This is a genomic window from Marinomonas primoryensis, from assembly GCF_013372285.1.
Taxonomy (GTDB): Bacteria; Pseudomonadota; Gammaproteobacteria; order Pseudomonadales; family Marinomonadaceae; genus Marinomonas; species Marinomonas primoryensis.
Window position 1 is genome coordinate 2,819,723 of the sequence record NZ_CP054301.1, and the last position, 18,250, is coordinate 2,837,972.

Here is an 18,250-nt window from a genome sequence, read left to right on the forward strand (position 1 = left end):
ACGCTCTGATTTCCAATTTTTATTTCCTAAAAGTCGCGGACGACTTATTGAAAACTCGGCACATAGTCTTTGGCTTTTGGTAACGTGCTAATGATTTTTTGGTCATACATAAATTGGGCATAGTCGTCATAACGCTTCAAGTCTACCGCTGAAGGACGCAACGCAAAACGCGTCAACGTTGCTTTCCAAGCCAATTCATTTAGCTCGTTGTTTAAAGTGTCTGGTTTGTACGCAACAAACTCATTCCATGACGCTTGCGGATGATTAACGATGTAGATCGTGGCTTGCTCGATCGCTTTATTGAAGCCTTGAATCGCCGCTTTGTCGTAGCTGTTCGCATTGGCAACAAAGACCAGTTCATCATAAACAGGCACGCCGTGTTCTTCTGGGAAAAAGGCTTTTGCTTCTATGCCTTCTAATGCCAATTGATTGGCTTCAAAATTACGGAAACCACCCCATGTTGCATCCACTTTGCCTGACGCAAGAGACGTCGACAGTGCCCAACCGATATTAATGATTTGTACCTCTTCGTATTTCACACCGTGTGTTTTCAACATGGTGCCGACAATCGCTTCTTCGTTACCGGCCACAGAGATACCGATTTTTTTACCCTTCAAGTCAGCGATGCCATCGATGGTGTTATTGTCCAGTACGGTAAGCGTGTTCAATGGGGTTGCGATCAGGGTTGCTGCACGAATAAGCGGTAAACCAGCGGCCACATCCATGGTTAAATTAGGTTGATAAGATACGGCTAAATCCACATTACCCGCGGCCACTAGCTTCGCTGGCGTGCTTGGATCAGAGGGCTCTTGAATCTCCACCTCAAGACCTTGGTCCTTAAAATACCCTCGCTGCTTGGCAATCACGATAGGGCCATGATTTGGGTTTACAAACCAATCCAACATCAAGGTGAGTTTTTTCTCTTCTGCTTGTGCTTGTCCAGTGACAGACAACAAAGACGCAGCAAGTACGATGCTGCTTAATAGCATTTTTTTATTCATTACTTTTCCTTTCCTTTTAGTAGGCATTTTTATGAGTAATCGTTTTTTTGTTCATAACACGTGTCGAAATATTTGAATGCGCGGCGTTTACGAAACACCCCACGGAATGAATTTTTTTAATAACCTATCGGTGACAAAATAAAGTGAGACGGACAGTAAAGATAAAATAAGCAACGCCGCGAACATCTCATCGATCATCATCCGGGCATTGGCTTGCAACATTAGATAACCCAAGCCTTCGCTAGAACCCACCCATTCCCCTGCTACTGCGCCTATAGGCGCAATCACCACGGCGACACGAATTCCAGACGCCAGCGTGGGTAAAGACGCGGGGAATTGAATATGACGGAGTCTCTGCCACTTTGTAGCCCCCATGGTTTTGACAAGGTCGAGATAACCCAACGGCGTATTACGCAAACCGTCGTAGCAACAGGTAGTAACAGGGAAGAAGATGATGATCGCGGCCATCACAATTTTGGAGGCAATCCCATAGCCCAACCAGATCATCAACAGTGGCGCAATGGCAAAAACAGGAATCGCCTGACTGGCAATTAAAATAGGTAGTAACCAGCGTTTTATCGGCTTAAACAACAACATTTGTAAGGCAAAAAACAGTCCCATAAACAGACCTAAAAATAAGCCGAGTACTATTTCTGCCCCCGTCACCAGCGTATGTTTAAAAAGAACCTCTCGTCGTTGCAGTAGCTTTTCGAAGACGTCTAAAGGTGCCGGTAAAATAAACGTAGGCATAGCAAAGACAACCACGACGGCTTGCCACAACCCCAAAATAACGACAAAGCTCACCACAATACGGAGCGCAGAATGCAGACTCGCATTCCTATTTTCTTTTTGATGTGGCTTAGCCGTAATACGAAATTTATCGCTCATTTTCATCCCCACATTGATCACCATGATCATGCTCTAAACACGCCATAATTCGCTGCTGAAGTTGTGCACCCTCGGCATCGAATGTGCGTGGTGTAGAAGACTCAAGCGTCGTTAAGAACGCCGTCGTGCTGGGATTTCCTTGCATGATGTAGATATGGTGAGCAAGGCGAATCGCCTCTTGTGGGTCATGGGTAATTAAAACAACGGTTTTGTCTTGCAGTAGGGTGCAAGCTAGATCTTGCAATCGATAGCGCGTCACCGCATCCAATGCAGAAAATGGTTCATCCATTAACACGACTGGTTTGTTCTGCATCAGGGTTCTTGCCAAGGCGACGCGTTGACGCATGCCACCCGATAACTGTTGAGGTAAACGATTAGCATGATCGGCAAGCCCGACTTTTCCCAACAAAGCCAATGCTTGTACTTTTTGATCATGAGCAACGGAGTCTCCCCGAGCTCCGAATTTAGAACTTAACAAGACGTTGTCTAATACCGACAACCACGGCATCAATAAATCTTGCTGCGCCATATAAGCAATTTGATCTTTTAACGCACAATTCGCAGGCTCAATTTGTAACTCGCCAGACCACTCTATTTGTTGATCAAGCAGGCCGGCAAGATAACGCAAAAACGAGGTTTTTCCACAACCACTACGCCCCAAAACACATGTCCACTGCCCTGCTGGAATGGTCATATTAAGATGGTTTAACGTAGGCGTCGTACTATCAAGATACCGTAGATAACCTTGAGTTATCGTTATCTTAATCGAAGATTTTGGGACTGAAAAAGTCGCCAAATTAGCGGACATTGGCGTGGCCATTAAAAAAATGGTTTACCGGTCCGTGACCACGACCTATTTGCAATTCATCTGCGTGCTCTATTGCTTGAGTAATGTATTTTTTGCCTAACTGAACCGCGTGCAATAAGTCATTACCTTGCGCCAAATACGAGGCAATCGCTGAAGATAATGTACAACCTGTGCCATGTGTGTTTCGAGTATGAATACGTGGGGAGGTTAAGACCTCAAGGCGATCGGCAAAGATTAGAAAATCGGTACTGTTTTCGTCTTCTTCCAGATGCCCACCTTTCAACAGCACGGTTTTCATTTTCAACTGGCGCAGTTTGTCGACCATTAGCGTCATGGATGCGATATCTGTTGGAACAAGAGAGCCCGTTAATGCGGCGGCCTCTGGAAGGTTGGGGGTAATGAGATCAGCCAAAGGAAGTAATTCGGATTTGAGTGTATTTATGGACGTCATTTTTAGCAAAAGATCCCCACTGGTCGCAACCATAACAGGATCAACGACTAGAAATTTAGGGCGATATTGCTTGAGCTTTGCCGTAACTAATTTGATTGTGTCGCAATCTGCCAACATCCCTACTTTGACCGCGATGACATTCAGATCAGAAAATACCACATCGAGCTGTTTTTCAATGTGTTCAAGAGGAATAGGAAAAATGGCAGAAACGCCGAGTGTATTTTGAGCGGTAATCGCAGTAATCACCGAACAAGCGTAACTTCCTGTTGCAGACATGGCTTTAATATCAGCTTGAATGCCTGCTCCGCCGCCACTGTCAGAACCAGCAATTGTCAAAACAATGGGCGTAGAAACAAGGTTAGCTGTACTTTTAGACACATGAGCAGAAGGGGTTGTTGTATCACTCGACATATAAAGCTCCAAGAACGGGCGTTCTGGAACTAGATCGAGTTACATTAAGATAGGAGTAGGATCACCAATCATCAATAACAAGATGTATAGTTCCCTACGCCAGTATTAACTGAATCAGGTTCAACGGGTCTGCAAATGTGCAATCTCAGCCTTAACGGCCCCCCGACTATAGGCGGCAATACTAACAAGATTCATCGAAAGCGCAACAAAGGATAATTGAAGTCGGACAAAGAACCAGACAGTAAGGCGTTATGATGATGCTAACTTGTCGCCGTAATTTGCACCGTACGCTTGTTGTCTTTGATCAAGCTCACACCAGCAAGCGCAACCACGCTCAATACCAACCAAGATCCCATGATGACACCAGCCCAACCATCGGCTTGCCAAAACGGGTCGAGGTAAAAACCGCCAAGACTGGCGCCTAAATAATAAAATACCAAATACAAAGAAGACGCACTGGCTTTGGCGTGTTTCGCGTTTCGACTTACATAGCTACTGGCCGTCGAATGGCCTAAAAAGAAGCCAAAACTATTAATGAGCAAGCCGATAATAATGGCCATTAAAGAACCACCCAGTGTCACTAAGGAACCAAACATAAAGATGCAGGTGCCTAATACGATTATATTAGGCTGGCTCCAACGTTTCGCAAGCTTCCCCGATATAGCCGACCCCAAGGTGCCAGACAAATACGTTAGAAACAGCAAGCCGACGTATTTTGCCGTTAAGTTATAAGGTGCCGCTTCCAATACGAAGGTTACATAGCTGTATTGATTTATAAAAATAAAGAAGCTAAACCCACCAATCAAATAGCAGGTTAGCAAACGGCGATTCTGTAGATGATCCTTCATATTCATCAGGATATGACCGACTCGTAAAGGCTTGGGTTCAAAGTGTTGTGATTTAGGCAATAAAAAGAAAAAAGCCAACAAACAAACAAGACTAATAGCGCTCATCACGCCAAACGTTGCAGAACGTCCTAACCACTCACCAACAAAGCCACCAATAAGACGACCTCCAATGCCACCTAACGTGTTGCCACTAATGTATAAACCGACGGCGACCATTAAGGCTTCTGGCGTGTATTCATCCCCCAAGTACGCCACCGCAATAGCAGGTAAACCCGCCAAGAAGAATCCCTGCAAAGCTCGCAATGCCAGTAGAGACTCATAGCTTTGTACTAAGGACAAACAAAAGGTCGTTAACGTAATGCCCACCATGGTCATCACCATGATGCCTTTTCGGCCCAAGGCGTCCGATATCGGCCCATAGAAGAGTAACGATATCCCTAAGGTCAACGTCGTTATCGTAAAGCTGGCACTGGCCTGAAGCGGGCTAATCGAAAATTCGTTCGCTATCATGGGCAACAAGGGCTGAGTGACGTACACGTTGGCAAAGACCATAAAAGAACCGATCACTAAAGCTAAGGTTCCTCGCCAAAAAACAGAGCTATTCACTTCAATCACAACAAAACTCCAGTATCAACACCGCGAAAATCACCCCAATGAGGCGAATATTATTGGCACACTATACGCCCAGCCAATTTATCAATAAAATATATCTATCTTATCCAATCCATAAGGATTATTGATGGACATTAAACCGCTACGTTATTTCATTGCCATTGCTAAAACTCAGAGCTTTACTCAGGCCGCCAAGCTGCTTGGCGTGGCCCAACCTGCCGTTAGCATGGCGATTAAAAAATTAGAACATGATTTGGGTTTGACCTTGATCCATCGCGCCGATAGAAACATTGGCCTCACCGATGAAGGTAAAAAATTACGGCTGCATGCTGAAAAGATCATCCAAGCCACTGACGACGCATTACTCGAAATGAGCGAACTAAAAGGCCTGAGCCAAGGCGAAGTCCGTGTGGGCATTCCCAGCATGTTGGGGTCTTACTATTTCCCACCCATTCTCATGGCGTTTCGACACCGCTATCCCACTCTCATGCTAAAAGTCATTGAAGGCGGTACCTGGCAGCTGCAAAAAATGCTCGAAAATGGTGAGTTAGATTTAAGTGTTATTGTCGCTGAAACCTTACCGGACAGCCTGCAAACCCAAGCGCTGATTCGAGAAGAAATGTTAGTGACCGTCGCGACCGATCACCCGTTTAGTCAACTAGAGCGAGTCTCGCCTGACGCTTTTTTCGAAGAAGAGTTGGTCATGTTTAAAGAAGGTTATTTTCATCGACGAATTGTCGACAAGCTAGCCAAAGCCTGTAAAAAAACACCTAAAATTGGCTTTGAAACCAACCTCATTCCGCTCATTAAATCCATCACTCAACAAGGCTTTGGCATTTCCACGCTACTCGCTATGGTAATAGAGGAAGACGACCAACTGATCACGCGCTCCTTTGATCCACCAATCTGGTTAGACCTTGGCATCGCATGGCGAAAAGACAGTTACCTTTCTAAAGCTAACCGCGCTTTTCTCGACTTTGTTAGTGAACATGGACGTGATAACCAGTAAACATAAAAAATACCCATGCTCTGTATCTACTCACAGTAAAAAGCGTGGGCATTGTCGTTTAAAGCGTAAACGTTCCACACCACGATATGATCCATATCAAGCCGCCCTCCTACGTAATAAATAAATAACACCATACGATTCAATATTTTCTCACTTTTTTTATTTACCTCATGCGCTTATTCCTGCGCTTTTCATCCCATTTATTGCGACTAGACAGGCTAGCGCTTAAGAATTCTAAAGCGCTAGCCCTACTGGCGTTTGCTTTTAGTTACTTAGCTAGACAAGTTACTAATCCCATGCTCGGTTTCATTTTAAAAATACCAAACTGTCATAAATTGGTCATTTTTTAGACTTATCTAGATAACCAAACTGTCACAAAACCTACCTAGTATCGCCTCATCAGAAACGCTTTTGCGTTCATCAATTAAAGAGGTCGACATCCAATGAGCATTATAGAAATCACTGGTGTAAAAAAACACTTCACCAAAGAAGTCTGTGCATTAAAGCATGTGGATTTATCAATTAAACAAGGCGAAATGGTTGCTCTTATTGGCCCTTCAGGTTCTGGAAAGTCTACGCTTATGCGACATATTTCAGGCTTAACTCTCGCCGATAAACACAGCGATTCCTGCATTAAGGTGCTAGGCAATACCATTCAACAACGCGGCAAATTAGACAAACACGTTCGTACTTCTCGGTCGCAGATAGGCAATGTGTTTCAGCAATTTAATTTGGTAAGTCGTTTAAGCGTATTAACCAATGTGATGATCGGTGGACTCAGTCGTATTCCGACCTACCGCAGCTTGCTGGGTTGGTTTACCGCTGAAGAAAAGCACATGGCACTTGAAGCGCTAGAAAGAGTGGGGTTAAAAAACGTCGCCTTAAAGCGTGCTTCAGAACTCTCTGGTGGTCAGCAACAACGAGTGGCCATCGCCCGCGCTCTGATGCAAAAAGCCAAGGTGATTTTGGCCGACGAGCCCATTGCGTCCCTTGACCCTGAATCCTCTCGTTTGATCATGCAAACCTTGAAAGACATCAACGAAAAAGATGGCATCACCGTTGTAGTAACGCTGCATCAAGTGGACTACGCGCAAAAGTACTGTGAACGCGCCGTGGCTCTGCAAGATGGAGAGGTGTTTTTCGATAACCTCATTCATCACTTGAATGAAGAAAACCTCGCATCACTTTACGGATCTCAACCAGAAGAGCTGTCTATTAACGATTCCTCTCAAGCCATCTTAAATGAAATGCCTCTTCCTAAAAATGGACGAATTACCACAGAAATAAATCATGCAACGCACCACTCATTGATCAATTAATTATTGGAGTTTACGTTATGAAATTAAAAAGGTTTATTGCCAAAGCCATGTCAGCGACGGCATTTTTCGCATTGCTGTCGGCTCCCGTGACAGTACAAGCAGAAGACATGAAAACGCTGAACTTCGGCATCATTTCTACCGAATCTTCACAGAATTTAAAAACAGTCTGGGTGCCATTTTTAGACGATATGTCTAAGAAACTGGGCATGGAAGTAAAACCTTTTTTTGCTTCGGACTACGCAGGCATCATCCAGGCAATGCGTTTTGATAAAGTCGATATCGCTTGGTTAGGCAACAAATCGGCGCTAGAAGCGGTTGACCGTTCTGGTGCGCAAATATTCGCACAAACTGTCGACGTAACGGGTAATCCAGGTTACTGGAGCTTGTTATTGGTCAACAAAAACAACACCAAAATCAATTCTGTTGCTGACATGCTTGAACACAGCAAAGAATTAACCTTTGGAAATGGTGATCCAAACTCTACATCTGGTTTTTTAGTGCCTAGCTACTATGTGTTTGCCAAAAACAACGTTGATGCAAAGAAAATTTTCAAACGCACAACCAACGCAGGCCATGAAACAAACTTCCTTGCGGTCGCATCTGGACAGGTGGATGTAGCGACGAACAACACGGAAAACGTGGCTCGCATCAAGTTAACGCACCCTGATAAATACGACAAAGTAAAAATCATCTGGAAATCGCCTTTGATCCCAGCTGATCCTATTGTATGGCGTAAAAACTTACCTGAAAGCGTCAAAGGTAAAGTCTACGACTTCATGATGAGCTACGGAAAAACCAACGATTCTGCTGAAATTGAAATATTAGAAGCACTACAGTGGGCACCATTCAAAGCCTCTAATGACGATCAACTATTGCCAATCCGCCAGCTAGTGTTGTTCAAAGAACGCCTTAAGTTAAACAACGATCCAAAAATGGCAGCGAATGAAAAATCACAAAAAGTACAAGCCATTGATGATCAGCTAGCCGAACTAAATCGTGCAATGGACGCTATTGCCGCCGCAAAAACCAACTAATTTCTTGCAGATCTAACGTAGGAAAAACCGCATTAAGGTAAAGGCGTGGTCACAACCTCGCCCTTACCTTCACTTTCGGATTAAAGACGAATTGAGACGTAATATGAGCGATATAACGGCAAACCCTCTCATCAAAAAGCCTTTTAATTGGGTATCGGCAATAAGCTGGGCAGTGCTTTTTATGCTGCTGGGTTGGGGCTGGAATGCGGCCGAAATGAATCCGCTTATCTTAATTAAAGACAGCGGCAATATGTTGGAATTTGCGGGCGATTTTTTCCCGCCAGATTTTCGTGATCTTTCCTATTATCTAGATGAAATGATCATCACCTTGCACATCGCTCTTTGGGGAACGGTGCTAGCGATTATTTTCGCCATCCCTTTTGGTTTGATGAGTGCTGAAAACATGGCACCGGCTTGGCTTTATCAACCAGTGCGCCGCCTGATGGATGCGTCTCGTGCCATTAATGAAATGGTGTTTGCCATGCTGTTTGTGGTCGCCGTCGGACTCGGCCCTTTCGCGGGGGTAATGGCGTTGTTTATTCATACTACCGGCGTATTAGCCAAGCTATTTTCTGAAGCGGTTGAAGCGATCGATCCGCGTCCTGCAGAAGCCGTTAGAGCCACTGGTGCGAACAAGCTTGAAGAAATTCTTTATGGGGTGATTCCACAAGTCCTTCCTCTGTGGATTTCCTATTCCCTGTATCGATTCGAATCCAATGTGCGTTCAGCCACCGTTGTCGGCATGGTGGGCGCTGGCGGTATTGGCGTCATCCTTTGGGAAAGCATGCGAGGTTTTAACTTTCAGCAAACGTGCGCCGTGATGATCGTCATCATTATCTGTGTGGTCATTATTGATTTGATTTCACAGCGTTTGCGCAAAGCGTTTATCTGATTTTTTTTTGCCCAGAAAATTTGTCTAGACAAGCAATCAATAAGACAAATAGTTACCAAGCGCCTTTTTACATAAGGCTCTTTTTAAAATCAAGCACGAGAAGACTATGGCCATTTATCTAAAGATTGCCCAGCAACTTAAAAACGAAATCCACCAGCAGTACGAATCTGGAGATCTCTTGCCTGCAGAACAAAAGCTGGCAAGTCGTTTTCAAGTGAATCGTCATACGGTGCGTCGCGCCATCGATGAGTTGGTGCAAGATGGTTTGATCAAGCGTTTTCAAGGACTGGGCAATCAAGTCACACAGCCAGCGATTGATTATTCTCTCGATAATCAATCCTGTTTTACCTACAACCTATCCAAAGCAGGCATGACACTAGAAACCCAAGTACTCGGTTGCTGCGAAGAAACGCTGCCCTATGAGCTTACGAAACGGCTCACGTTACCAAATGACCAAAAGGCAGTGATGATCAAAACCTGTCGCTCTATTAACGAACAAGCGACAACCTTGATCAAGCACCACCTCTTTGGTGTGACTAAACAGGTAATGCGTGGCTATCAGTCCGATTCGTTACACAATTTTTTGCAGGAACATTACCAATTTCAAGCAACCAGAGGAAAGACTCGACTCAAAGCCCGCATGCCAACCTTTGACGAATGCCAACAACTGCAAATTGGCCGTGGTATTCCAGTGATGGAAATTCATTCCCAATATTACTTAATCGAAAGCGACACACTGATGGAATACTCCATCAGTGTCAGCCGTAGCGATATTTTTGAATACAGTGTGGAGCCTTAACACCATGATTAGCAAACCTATGTCTGACACACAAAAAACCAGACAACATTGGATGTCAGTAATGGCAAAATCAAGTTCAGACAGCTTGATCAAACTATCCAATGTTTATATGGATCAACAAGACTTTGAAAACATCCGTCCCGCCGAAGTAGGACTGACACAAATTCGCGGTCGTATGGGCGGAACGGGGTCTCAGTTTAATGTGGGTGACATGACCATCACTCGTTGTGTCGTACAATCCGCGAAAGGCCATTACGGCCACAGCTACATTGCAGGACGCGATAAAAACCACGCTATTCGCGCGGCTCAACTCGACGCCATGCTGCAAGACCCAACCCATCAGTACAGCATAATACAAAACATCATTCAGCCTTTGGCTCACACCTTAGCCACACAGCAGGCTCAAAAAGCCAACAATGTGGCGCAAACCAAAGTGAACTTTTTCACCCTAGTTCGAGGGGAAGACTAATCATGACAGCACTCACCTTAATCAAAGGTTTTCAAAAGCCTACACACGACAGTCAGCGGGTATTTCGTCAATTACTCAAAGCCATGAGTGAGCCCGGCACACTGGTTCGCGTCGATTCACCAGAGTCCATTGACTCCCTTCATGCCAGCACTTTTGCAGTGTGCCAAGCAATGATGGATCAACAAACACCGCTGTGGTTGTCGCCGCATTTTGCGACACCAAACATCAAACACAATCTGCATTTTCATACTGGCGTGCCTATCGTTGAAGAAAGCCAACAAGCGCTCTTTGCCTTAATAAGTCCAGCTGAAATCGATTCTGTTGAGCGATTCCCTCATGTCTTTTTTCAAGGAACAGACGAGTACCCAGAAACGGGCTGCACTGTCATCGTTCAAGTGCACAGCGTGAAAGATAATATTTCAAAAGGCGTTAATTTGCGTCTCACTGGGCCAGGCATCGAGACGGCGCAACTGGTTTCCATCAGTGACCTTTCACCGCCACTGTTGAACTACTTGTCGAATCAAACAGGAGAACGTAACGGGTCTTTCCCACTCGGTTTAGATTTTATCTTTATCGACAAAAACCAACTCGTTTGCCTACCCAGAACCACTCAAGTGGAGGTACTTTAAATGTACGTGGCCGTAAAAGGCGGAGAAACCGCCATCAACAACGCGCACAAATTGCTCGATAAAAATCGTCGCGGTGATATGCAAATTCCTGAAATGTCCGTGGCACAAATCAGTGAACAGCTCCCTCTGGCTGTCGCTCGGGTAATGACTGAAGGGTCAATTTATGACCCACAACTGGCGGCATTGGCCATCAAACAATCTGCGGGGGATTTAGTCGAAGCCATCTTCTTATTACGCGCTTATCGCACCACGCTAAGTCGCTTTTATCGCAGTGAAGCGATTGATACCACACAGATGCAAATAGAGCGCCGAATCTCGGCGACTTTTAAAGATTTACCTGGCGGCCAACTTTTAGGATCAACATTCGACTACACCCATAGACTGCTGGATTTCACCTTATTAGCCGATGGAAGAACCCCTCCAGAGTTAGAAAATATCACGTCCACTAATACTGAAAATGAACCTGAAGCCATGACTCGTGTCTTGCAAATGCTCGAACGGGAAAAGCTTATCGTAGAAGAAGTGGATGAAAACATTACGCCTGCCGATATAACGCAAGATCCGCCGTCTTACCCTTGTGATCGCAGTGCACGCTTGCAATCTCTTGTGCGTGGCGACGAAGGCTTTTTACTCGCACTGGGCTATTCCACTCAGCGTGGTTACGGCCGTAATCACCCGTTTGCAGGAGAGATTCGAACAGGCGAAGTAGACGTCTTTATCACCCCAGATGAACTCGGTTTCAGCGTCGATATTGGCAGTATTCAAGTGACCGAATGCGAAATGATCAACGGCTTTAGCAAGCTAGAAGACGACGACATTAAGTTCACTCGAGGCTATGGACTGGCGTTTGGCCAAAATGAACGAAAAACCCTATCTATGGCATTAATTGACCGCGCACTACAGGCGGAAAAGTACGACGAAGAACGCGTGTCCCCTGCTCAACAAGAAGAATTCATCTTATCCCATTGTGACAACGTAGAAGCGTCGGGGTTTGTTTCCCATCTAAAACTCCCCCACTACGTGGATTTTCAATCTGAGTTGGAACTGTTGCGTCGCTTACGAAAAGAACAGGCGAATAAAGAAACAGCCAATACCGAAAAAGGAGAACAAGCATGAGCCTATCTTCCACAAACAGCGTCAATCCTGTCATTAATGACGTCACGCTTGACCCCATAAAAGACGGCTACAACTTCGCTTATCTTGACGAGCAAACCAAACGCATGATTCGCCGTGCGTTACTTAAAGCCGTGGCGATTCCCGGTTACCAAGTCCCTTTTGGTGGGCGTGAAATGCCCATGCCTTATGGCTGGGGAACCGGCGGCATTCAGCTTACCGCCGCGGTAATTGGTGAAAGTGACGTTCTAAAAGTAATCGATCAGGGCGCAGATGACACCACCAACGCCGTCAGTATTCGAGCCTTTTTTAAGGAACTTACTGGTGTAGAAACCACCGAAAAAACCGTAGACGCCAGTTTGATTCAAACCCGTCACCGTATTCCTGAAACACCATTAAGCGCCGATCAGATTTTGATTTATCAAGTACCGATTCCAGAACCACTGCGCTTTATCGAACCGAGCGAAGTGGAAACACGCAAAATGCACGCGTTAGAAGACTACGGTGTGATGCACGTAAAACTCTATGAAGACATCGCCCATTTCGGTCATATCGCCACCACATACGCTTATCCTGTGCGAGTGAACGACAGATACATTATGGATCCGTCGCCTATACCCAAATTCGATAACCCAAAAATGCATCAAATGCCGGCATTACAACTGTTTGGCGCGGGACGAGAAAAACGTATCTACGCGGTTCCACCTTACACCAAAGTCGAAAGTTTGGACTTTGAAGATCATCCTTTTGAGATTCAAACTTGGGAAGAAAGCTGCGCCATTTGTGGTTCTCAGAGTAGTTTCTTAGACGAAGTCATTATTGATGATCAAGGCTCCCGCAGCTACTTATGCTCGGACACCGATTACTGCCGACAGCAGGTCGATAAGAACGAAGCGCACGCCACACAAACTGGAGAGAAAAATCATGACTGACACTCTCATGCCGACTAAACCAATACCGACTAAATCAACCATCAATGAAGCAATGATGAATGAACCACTTCTAAAAGTGAACAAACTGACTAAGTTATACGCACCGGGCAAAGGTTGCGAAGACATCAGTTTTGATCTTTATCCCGGAGAAGTCTTGGGCATTGTCGGGGAATCGGGTTCAGGAAAATCCACCTTGTTGACCAGTTTATCTGCTCGCCTAGCGCCAAACGCAGGGGAGATTCTTTATCTTAATCGTGACAATAACTGGCTTAATCTTTATCAGCTTTCAGAAACAGAACGCCGTTATTTGTTGAGAACCGAATGGGGCGTGGTACACCAACACGCTCGTGATGGTTTACGCATGGGGGTTTCTGCTGGTGCCAATATCGGCGAACGTTTAATGGCCGTTGGCGAACGCCATTACGGCAAGATTCGCGATAAAGGCTTGCAGTGGATGGAAGATGTGGAACTGGACGTCAGCCGTATCGATGATAAACCGTCTACCTATTCTGGCGGTATGCAGCAACGCCTACAGATTGCCCGCAATCTGGTGACTCACCCAAGAGTCGTCTTTATGGACGAACCCACCGGCGGACTTGACGTGTCGGTTCAAGCGCGCTTATTGGATTTACTGCGTACCTTGGTAACCGAAATGAACCTTGCCGTGGTGATCGTTACTCATGATCTTGCCGTAGCTCGGTTGTTGGCTCAGCGCTTAATTGTCATGCGTCACGGAAGAATTGTCGAAACAGGTTTAACCGACCAAGTGCTCGACGACCCACAGCACGCCTACACCCAGCTATTAGTGTCATCGGTGCTGACCCCTTAACCAATAGCGCCTTAATCCAAACCGTTAATCCAAACCGTTAATCCATTTTCATAAGGCTATTTAGCGATGACAAGTGCCAACATGAGTAACACCAGCACAACCACTATGATTCAAGTGGAACAGCTCAGTAAAATCTTCACCCTGCACAATCAGGGCGGCATACAGCTGCCCATTTTAAACAACGTCGATCTGCAGATTTCTGCGGGACAATGCACCGTATTACATGGCGAAAGTGGCTCAGGAAAAAGTACCCTTCTACGTACTTTATATGCTAACTACTTACCAAGTTCAGGAGCAATTTATGTTCGTCATCAAGGCGACATGCTGGATTTAGCCACGGCAACTAGCCATGAACTATTAGACGTAAGACGCCACACCATTGGTTACGTCAGCCAATTTTTAAGAGTCATTCCAAGGGTTTCCACACTTGATGTGGTCAAGCAACCACTGAAAGAACGTGGCGTGGCCGACGACGAAGCCGAAGCCAGAGCAACACTTTTGTTGCAACAGCTCAATATTCCAGAGCGTTTATGGTCGTTAGCGCCTAGTACTTTTTCGGGGGGCGAACAACAGCGAGTAAACATCGCTCGTGGCTTTATTCAAGATTATCCAATTTTATTATTGGATGAACCAACCGCGTCTTTGGATCAAAAAAATTCAGAAGTGGTCGTGCAATTAATCAAAAACGCACTGGCTAAAAGTATCGCTGTGGTCGGTATTTTCCATGATAGCCAAGTGCGTAGTGCCGTCGCTGATCATGTATTTTCCGTGAACGAAAACAGCCTTCACACCACTCAGACCAACGACCAGACAGTCGCCCTAAACCACTAATTTTGGAGAAGTAATCATGATTTTAACCAATGCACAAATTGTCTTAGCCAATGAAGTCATTAAAGGCACAGTAGTGATTAACGAGGGCGTTATCACACACATTGACCATGGCAACGTGTCTTTGCCTGGCGCCATTGATTGCCACAATGGTTACCTGACCGCTGGTATGGTCGAATTGCACACAGACAACATGGAGAAACATTTCACACCGAGACCAGGGGTAAGTTGGCCTGCGATTCAAGCGTTTAAAGTCCATGATGCTCAAATGATCAGCGCAGGAATCACCTCGGTATTCGATGCGGTTTCAGTGGGCGATGTTATCGAAGGCAGCGAACGATTAAACAATCTAAGCCGCATGGTCGATGCGCTTAATGAATCCCGTGAGCGTGGTTTAACCCGTGCCGATCACTTTTTACATTTACGCTGTGAAGTCAGCCATAAAGACACATTAAACAATTTTCAAGCACTGTTGAAACAAACCCCCGTACAACTTGTGTCTGTCATGGATCATTCTCCCGGCCAACGTCAATTCGCTAAAATGGAAAAATATCGCGAATACTACCAAGGTAAATACAAGCTATCGGATGCCGAAATGGACGCGTTTATTACTCGTCAAGTTGATGCTAGCCAACGTTACAGCGCGACGTTTAGAGAAAGTATTTGTGCGACCTGTCACGAATTAAATATTCCCCTCGCCAGCCATGACGACGCCACTTTAGAGCACGTGGAAGAATCTGATCATTTCAAAATGGTGATTGCAGAATTCCCGACCACGGCTGAGGCCGCAAAAGCCGCTCACAGCAAGGGAATGAGTGTCTTAATGGGCGCGCCAAATGTGGTTCGTGGTGGCTCTCACTCAGGCAACATTGCGGCCCATGAACTGGCAAGCGCTGGTGTATTGGACATTTTATCCAGTGATTATTACCCTGCGAGCCTATTAGAGTCCGCGTTTTCAATCGCTCAGTTAGAAAACAATGATTACGATGTGCCTAAAGCCATGAATTTGGTCAGCTTAAACCCTGCAAAAGCCGCAGGTTTAAACGACAGAGGTCAAATTGCTGTCGGCCAAAAAGCTGACTTGATTTGGAGTACCTTAAAAGAGGATCATGTCCACATTGAGCAAGTCTGGAAAAACGGCCAGCGGGCCTTTTAATCATTGACGAATAAAGCGTCTAATGAAAAAGAAGTAATGAGAAATAAACAGGACAACTATGAGTAAGGTCATTTATCTCATCGGTGCTTCGGGCAGCGGCAAAGACTCTGTTTTAGCCGGCGTACGCCAATGGTTAAATACTGAAGCACTTAGACCGTCGCCCAACCTAATGATTGCCAATCGCTACATTTGTCGCGATTGGCAATCTGGTAACGAAAATCACATAGAATTGAGCGAAGCGGAATTCCAGCGACGCCAACAACTGGGTTGCTTTTCTTTAGAGTGGCAAGCCAATGGATTGCGCTACGGCATTGGCAAGGAAATCGACCTTTGGCTAGCAAAAGGTCAGAACGTCATCGTCAATGGGTCAAGAGAATACTTGCCCATCGCCATGACGATTTATGGCAAAGATTTAGTGCCTGTATTGATCAAGGTGGAGACAGACATACTGCGCCAACGATTAATAAGCCGAGGCCGTGAATCGCTACCGAATATCGAGGCGCGGCTGACTCGAACGCAGCAGCAATTCGCCTCTTCCAAAGCAAAAGGACCGCTTGATCAGTGTCATGTCATAAACAATAACACCAACATTGACGACGCCGTGCTGCAGCTTATTAGTTACCTTAATTCACTGTCTACCCGTTCATAAAAAAGTGACTGAATGACAAATGAAAGAGAAAAAATCATGTTGAATATTCGAATTCTTGGCTCAGGTAACGCGGGTCAAGTTCCGGTTTGGGGCTGTGATTGCGCGGCATGTGAACGAGCAAAACAAGATGACACGTTTCGCCGAGGACCTTGCAGTCTTGAAATTCGCACTGAGCTTGGTGTGACTCTGATTGACGCGGGTATCACCAACTTGGCAGAGCGATACGAGTTTGATGAGATTCAACGAATTATCCTGACTCACTTTCACATGGATCATGTTCAAGGTTTGTTTCATTTACGTTGGTCTGAACGACCAGAGAAAATTCCGATATTTCGACCGGACGATCAAAAAGGCACTGACGATCTTTATAAACACGCTGGCGTGCTCGATTTTCAGCCGGCGTTTATACCATTCAAAACCATGCAATTTGATGATTTTTCGATTACGCCTTTGCCATTACTGCATTCTAAAATCACCTTAGGCTATTTCATTGAAAAGAACGGTTTTACCCTAGCGTATCTCACTGACACCGTCGGTTTACCTGAAACAACACAGGCATACTTAACCAACAAAACGCTGGATTACCTGATACTCGATTGCTCAGAACCACCAACGTCAACGGCGCCTAGAAATCATAACGACATCAATCTTGCTCTCTTGGCCTATAACACCCTGCAGCCGAAAACCATGATACTCACACACATCAGCCATCGCTTAGATTGCTGGCTGATGGAGCATGGAGACAGTTTGCCTGACAATATGCTCATTGCGAAAGATGGCATGACGGTAATATAAAAAATGCCCACGCTCTTTCTCTATTTCTAGTAAAAAACGTGGGCATTGTATTTAGTCGTGCTTGATCAAGTCATTTCGCTTAGTGGAACAAGCGCGCTTCAAATAATGAAGAATTTTTAACGCGATTCAAGCTTTTTGCTCCTGCTAGTACGGCAAGATCTAACACAGGCTCAAGCAACACAACACTCATATAAGCAAGGCCAAACGTCGCTACCGACGCCATATTTTCAGCACCAAAACCTTGTCCGTAAAACGCCCAAAACGCGACCCAAGCAACGATGCCACCTTGATACGTTAAAGACAGTTTTAATGCCTGTTTATAAGAAATATCCACGTAAGCCGTATTGTCCGAAATGATACGACGCGCTACGACAGACATAGCAAACAGAGGCAATAATAAGGTTGTGACGTTCATGCCATATTGTGGAAGGTCGATCGGGGCAAAAAATAGACCTTGCACCAACAATCCTGATAACAAACCGATCGACGACGCCGCAGGACCAAACATGAGAAATAATGTCGAGCCAAGGATAAAGTGAACTTCAGATACCCCTACCGCGTGGTGTGGCATAACTTGAAAGAAAATAAAGACGAATACTGTGGTTATTGCGCTGCGTCCGATTAAAGACATCAGGCCATTTTTTTTAATCATGTCGATAGACGCTTTTGCAGAAAATCCAAAAGCCGCTAACGCCGTAGCGTAACTCAAAACAATTTTTGCGCCGTCAACAACGCTTGGTTCAATATGCACGATGTGCCTCCAAAATATGCTTCATAC

The 18,250-nt window shown here is 45.4% G+C and carries 20 protein-coding genes and 1 riboswitch; of the genes, 14 read left to right on the forward strand and 6 right to left on the reverse strand.

Features of this window, described 5'->3' with window-relative positions; all coding sequences use genetic code 11:
- Positions 1-44: 44 nt before the first annotated feature.
- From MP3633_RS13060 to MP3633_RS13080, 5 genes are all read right to left on the reverse strand, one after another.
- The gene (locus MP3633_RS13060) at positions 45-1,001 is read right to left on the reverse strand and encodes an ABC transporter substrate-binding protein (protein ID WP_176335876.1); all 957 of its coding nucleotides are present in this window, start codon (positions 999-1,001) and stop codon (positions 45-47) included.
- 87 nt (positions 1,002-1,088) lie between these two features.
- Positions 1,089-1,889 (reverse strand): ABC transporter permease, encoded by an 801-nt coding sequence (locus MP3633_RS13065; RefSeq protein WP_176335877.1) that lies wholly within the window; start codon positions 1,887-1,889, stop codon positions 1,089-1,091.
- A complete protein-coding gene (locus MP3633_RS13070; RefSeq protein WP_176335878.1) occupies positions 1,879-2,697 on the reverse strand; it encodes an ABC transporter ATP-binding protein in 819 nt (272 codons plus the stop codon). Before MP3633_RS13070 ends, MP3633_RS13065 begins: the two co-directional genes overlap by 11 nt.
- The gene (gene thiD, locus MP3633_RS13075; protein ID WP_176335879.1) at positions 2,687-3,559 is read right to left on the reverse strand and encodes a bifunctional hydroxymethylpyrimidine kinase/phosphomethylpyrimidine kinase; all 873 of its coding nucleotides are present in this window, start codon (positions 3,557-3,559) and stop codon (positions 2,687-2,689) included. Before thiD ends, MP3633_RS13070 begins: the two co-directional genes overlap by 11 nt.
- 74 nt (positions 3,560-3,633) lie before the next feature.
- A riboswitch (TPP riboswitch) is annotated at positions 3,634-3,734 on the reverse strand.
- A gap of 85 nt (positions 3,735-3,819) precedes the next feature.
- The gene (locus tag MP3633_RS13080) at positions 3,820-5,022 is read right to left on the reverse strand and encodes an MFS transporter (protein ID WP_176335880.1); all 1,203 of its coding nucleotides are present in this window, start codon (positions 5,020-5,022) and stop codon (positions 3,820-3,822) included.
- Positions 5,023-5,146: 124 nt separating this feature from the next.
- Between MP3633_RS13080 and MP3633_RS13085 the strand changes: the two genes are divergently transcribed.
- From MP3633_RS13085 to phnP, 14 genes are all read left to right on the forward strand, one after another.
- Positions 5,147-6,028, forward strand: a complete 882-nt coding sequence (locus tag MP3633_RS13085) for a LysR family transcriptional regulator (protein WP_176335881.1) — start codon at positions 5,147-5,149, stop codon at positions 6,026-6,028.
- A gap of 443 nt (positions 6,029-6,471) precedes the next feature.
- Positions 6,472-7,347 carry a phosphonate ABC transporter ATP-binding protein gene (gene phnC, locus MP3633_RS13090; protein ID WP_112137461.1) on the forward strand — a complete coding sequence of 292 codons (876 nt, stop codon included), beginning with the start codon at positions 6,472-6,474 and terminating at the stop codon, positions 7,345-7,347.
- Positions 7,348-7,364: 17 nt separating this feature from the next.
- A complete protein-coding gene (gene phnD / locus MP3633_RS13095; protein WP_176335882.1) occupies positions 7,365-8,381 on the forward strand; it encodes a phosphonate ABC transporter substrate-binding protein in 1,017 nt (338 codons plus the stop codon).
- A gap of 103 nt (positions 8,382-8,484) precedes the next feature.
- On the forward strand, positions 8,485-9,273 hold the full coding sequence (phnE, locus tag MP3633_RS13100) for a phosphonate ABC transporter, permease protein PhnE (protein ID WP_112137457.1): 789 nt from the start codon (positions 8,485-8,487) through the stop codon (positions 9,271-9,273).
- Between the two features lie 106 nt (positions 9,274-9,379).
- A complete protein-coding gene (locus MP3633_RS13105) occupies positions 9,380-10,072 on the forward strand; it encodes a GntR family transcriptional regulator (protein WP_176335883.1) in 693 nt (230 codons plus the stop codon).
- A gap of 4 nt (positions 10,073-10,076) precedes the next feature.
- Positions 10,077-10,541, forward strand: a complete 465-nt coding sequence (phnG, locus tag MP3633_RS13110; RefSeq protein WP_217909013.1) for a phosphonate C-P lyase system protein PhnG — start codon at positions 10,077-10,079, stop codon at positions 10,539-10,541.
- A gap of 2 nt (positions 10,542-10,543) precedes the next feature.
- Positions 10,544-11,170: a phosphonate C-P lyase system protein PhnH gene (gene phnH, locus MP3633_RS13115; RefSeq protein WP_176335884.1), complete on the forward strand. Its 627-nt coding sequence runs from the start codon at positions 10,544-10,546 to the stop codon at positions 11,168-11,170.
- Positions 11,171-12,286, forward strand: coding sequence for a carbon-phosphorus lyase complex subunit (locus MP3633_RS13120; RefSeq protein WP_176335885.1), 1,116 nt, complete (start codon positions 11,171-11,173; stop codon positions 12,284-12,286).
- On the forward strand, positions 12,283-13,215 hold the full coding sequence (locus MP3633_RS13125; RefSeq protein ID WP_176335886.1) for an alpha-D-ribose 1-methylphosphonate 5-phosphate C-P-lyase PhnJ: 933 nt from the start codon (positions 12,283-12,285) through the stop codon (positions 13,213-13,215). The genes MP3633_RS13120 and MP3633_RS13125 overlap by 4 nt, the downstream gene beginning before the upstream one ends.
- Complete coding sequence (phnK, locus tag MP3633_RS13130) at positions 13,208-14,044, forward strand: phosphonate C-P lyase system protein PhnK (protein ID WP_343750244.1); 837 nt, start codon at positions 13,208-13,210, stop codon at positions 14,042-14,044. The genes MP3633_RS13125 and phnK overlap by 8 nt, the downstream gene beginning before the upstream one ends.
- An 81-nt stretch (positions 14,045-14,125) precedes the next feature.
- Complete coding sequence (gene phnL / locus MP3633_RS13135) at positions 14,126-14,875, forward strand: phosphonate C-P lyase system protein PhnL (RefSeq protein WP_244959639.1); 750 nt, start codon at positions 14,126-14,128, stop codon at positions 14,873-14,875.
- Positions 14,876-14,891: 16 nt separating this feature from the next.
- Positions 14,892-16,028, forward strand: coding sequence for an alpha-D-ribose 1-methylphosphonate 5-triphosphate diphosphatase (gene phnM, locus MP3633_RS13140; RefSeq protein ID WP_176335887.1), 1,137 nt, complete (start codon positions 14,892-14,894; stop codon positions 16,026-16,028).
- 58 nt (positions 16,029-16,086) lie between these two features.
- On the forward strand, positions 16,087-16,677 hold the full coding sequence (phnN, locus tag MP3633_RS13145; protein ID WP_176335888.1) for a ribose 1,5-bisphosphokinase: 591 nt from the start codon (positions 16,087-16,089) through the stop codon (positions 16,675-16,677).
- Between the two features lie 12 nt (positions 16,678-16,689).
- Positions 16,690-17,472, forward strand: a complete 783-nt coding sequence (gene phnP / locus MP3633_RS13150; RefSeq protein WP_217909014.1) for a phosphonate metabolism protein PhnP — start codon at positions 16,690-16,692, stop codon at positions 17,470-17,472.
- A 79-nt stretch (positions 17,473-17,551) separates the two neighbouring features.
- Here the strand turns inward: phnP and MP3633_RS13155 are convergent, their stop codons facing one another.
- Positions 17,552-18,223, reverse strand: coding sequence for an energy-coupling factor ABC transporter permease (locus MP3633_RS13155; protein WP_176335889.1), 672 nt, complete (start codon positions 18,221-18,223; stop codon positions 17,552-17,554).
- Positions 18,224-18,250 lie beyond the last annotated feature (27 nt).

Excerpts from the sequence above, each read along its gene's own strand:
- MP3633_RS13060 (WP_176335876.1), bottom strand. The coding sequence starts at position 1,001 with ATGAATAAAAAAATGCTATTAAGCAGCATCGTACTTGCTGCGTCTTTG.
- MP3633_RS13065 (WP_176335877.1), bottom strand. The coding sequence starts at position 1,889 with ATGAGCGATAAATTTCGTATTACGGCTAAGCCACATCAAAAAGAAAAT.
- MP3633_RS13070 (WP_176335878.1), bottom strand. The coding sequence starts at position 2,697 with ATGTCCGCTAATTTGGCGACTTTTTCAGTCCCAAAATCTTCGATTAAG.
- thiD (WP_176335879.1), bottom strand. The coding sequence starts at position 3,559 with ATGTCGAGTGATACAACAACCCCTTCTGCTCATGTGTCTAAAAGTACA.
- MP3633_RS13085 (WP_176335881.1), top strand. The coding sequence starts at position 5,147 with ATGGACATTAAACCGCTACGTTATTTCATTGCCATTGCTAAAACTCAG.
- phnC (WP_112137461.1), top strand. The coding sequence starts at position 6,472 with ATGAGCATTATAGAAATCACTGGTGTAAAAAAACACTTCACCAAAGAA.
- phnD (WP_176335882.1), top strand. The coding sequence starts at position 7,365 with ATGAAATTAAAAAGGTTTATTGCCAAAGCCATGTCAGCGACGGCATTT.
- phnE (WP_112137457.1), top strand. The coding sequence starts at position 8,485 with ATGAGCGATATAACGGCAAACCCTCTCATCAAAAAGCCTTTTAATTGG.
- MP3633_RS13105 (WP_176335883.1), top strand. The coding sequence starts at position 9,380 with ATGGCCATTTATCTAAAGATTGCCCAGCAACTTAAAAACGAAATCCAC.
- phnG (WP_217909013.1), top strand. The coding sequence starts at position 10,077 with ATGATTAGCAAACCTATGTCTGACACACAAAAAACCAGACAACATTGG.
- phnH (WP_176335884.1), top strand. The coding sequence starts at position 10,544 with ATGACAGCACTCACCTTAATCAAAGGTTTTCAAAAGCCTACACACGAC.
- MP3633_RS13120 (WP_176335885.1), top strand. The coding sequence starts at position 11,171 with ATGTACGTGGCCGTAAAAGGCGGAGAAACCGCCATCAACAACGCGCAC.
- MP3633_RS13125 (WP_176335886.1), top strand. The coding sequence starts at position 12,283 with ATGAGCCTATCTTCCACAAACAGCGTCAATCCTGTCATTAATGACGTC.
- phnK (WP_343750244.1), top strand. The coding sequence starts at position 13,208 with ATGACTGACACTCTCATGCCGACTAAACCAATACCGACTAAATCAACC.
- phnL (WP_244959639.1), top strand. The coding sequence starts at position 14,126 with ATGAGTAACACCAGCACAACCACTATGATTCAAGTGGAACAGCTCAGT.
- phnM (WP_176335887.1), top strand. The coding sequence starts at position 14,892 with ATGATTTTAACCAATGCACAAATTGTCTTAGCCAATGAAGTCATTAAA.
- phnN (WP_176335888.1), top strand. The coding sequence starts at position 16,087 with ATGAGTAAGGTCATTTATCTCATCGGTGCTTCGGGCAGCGGCAAAGAC.
- phnP (WP_217909014.1), top strand. The coding sequence starts at position 16,690 with ATGACAAATGAAAGAGAAAAAATCATGTTGAATATTCGAATTCTTGGC.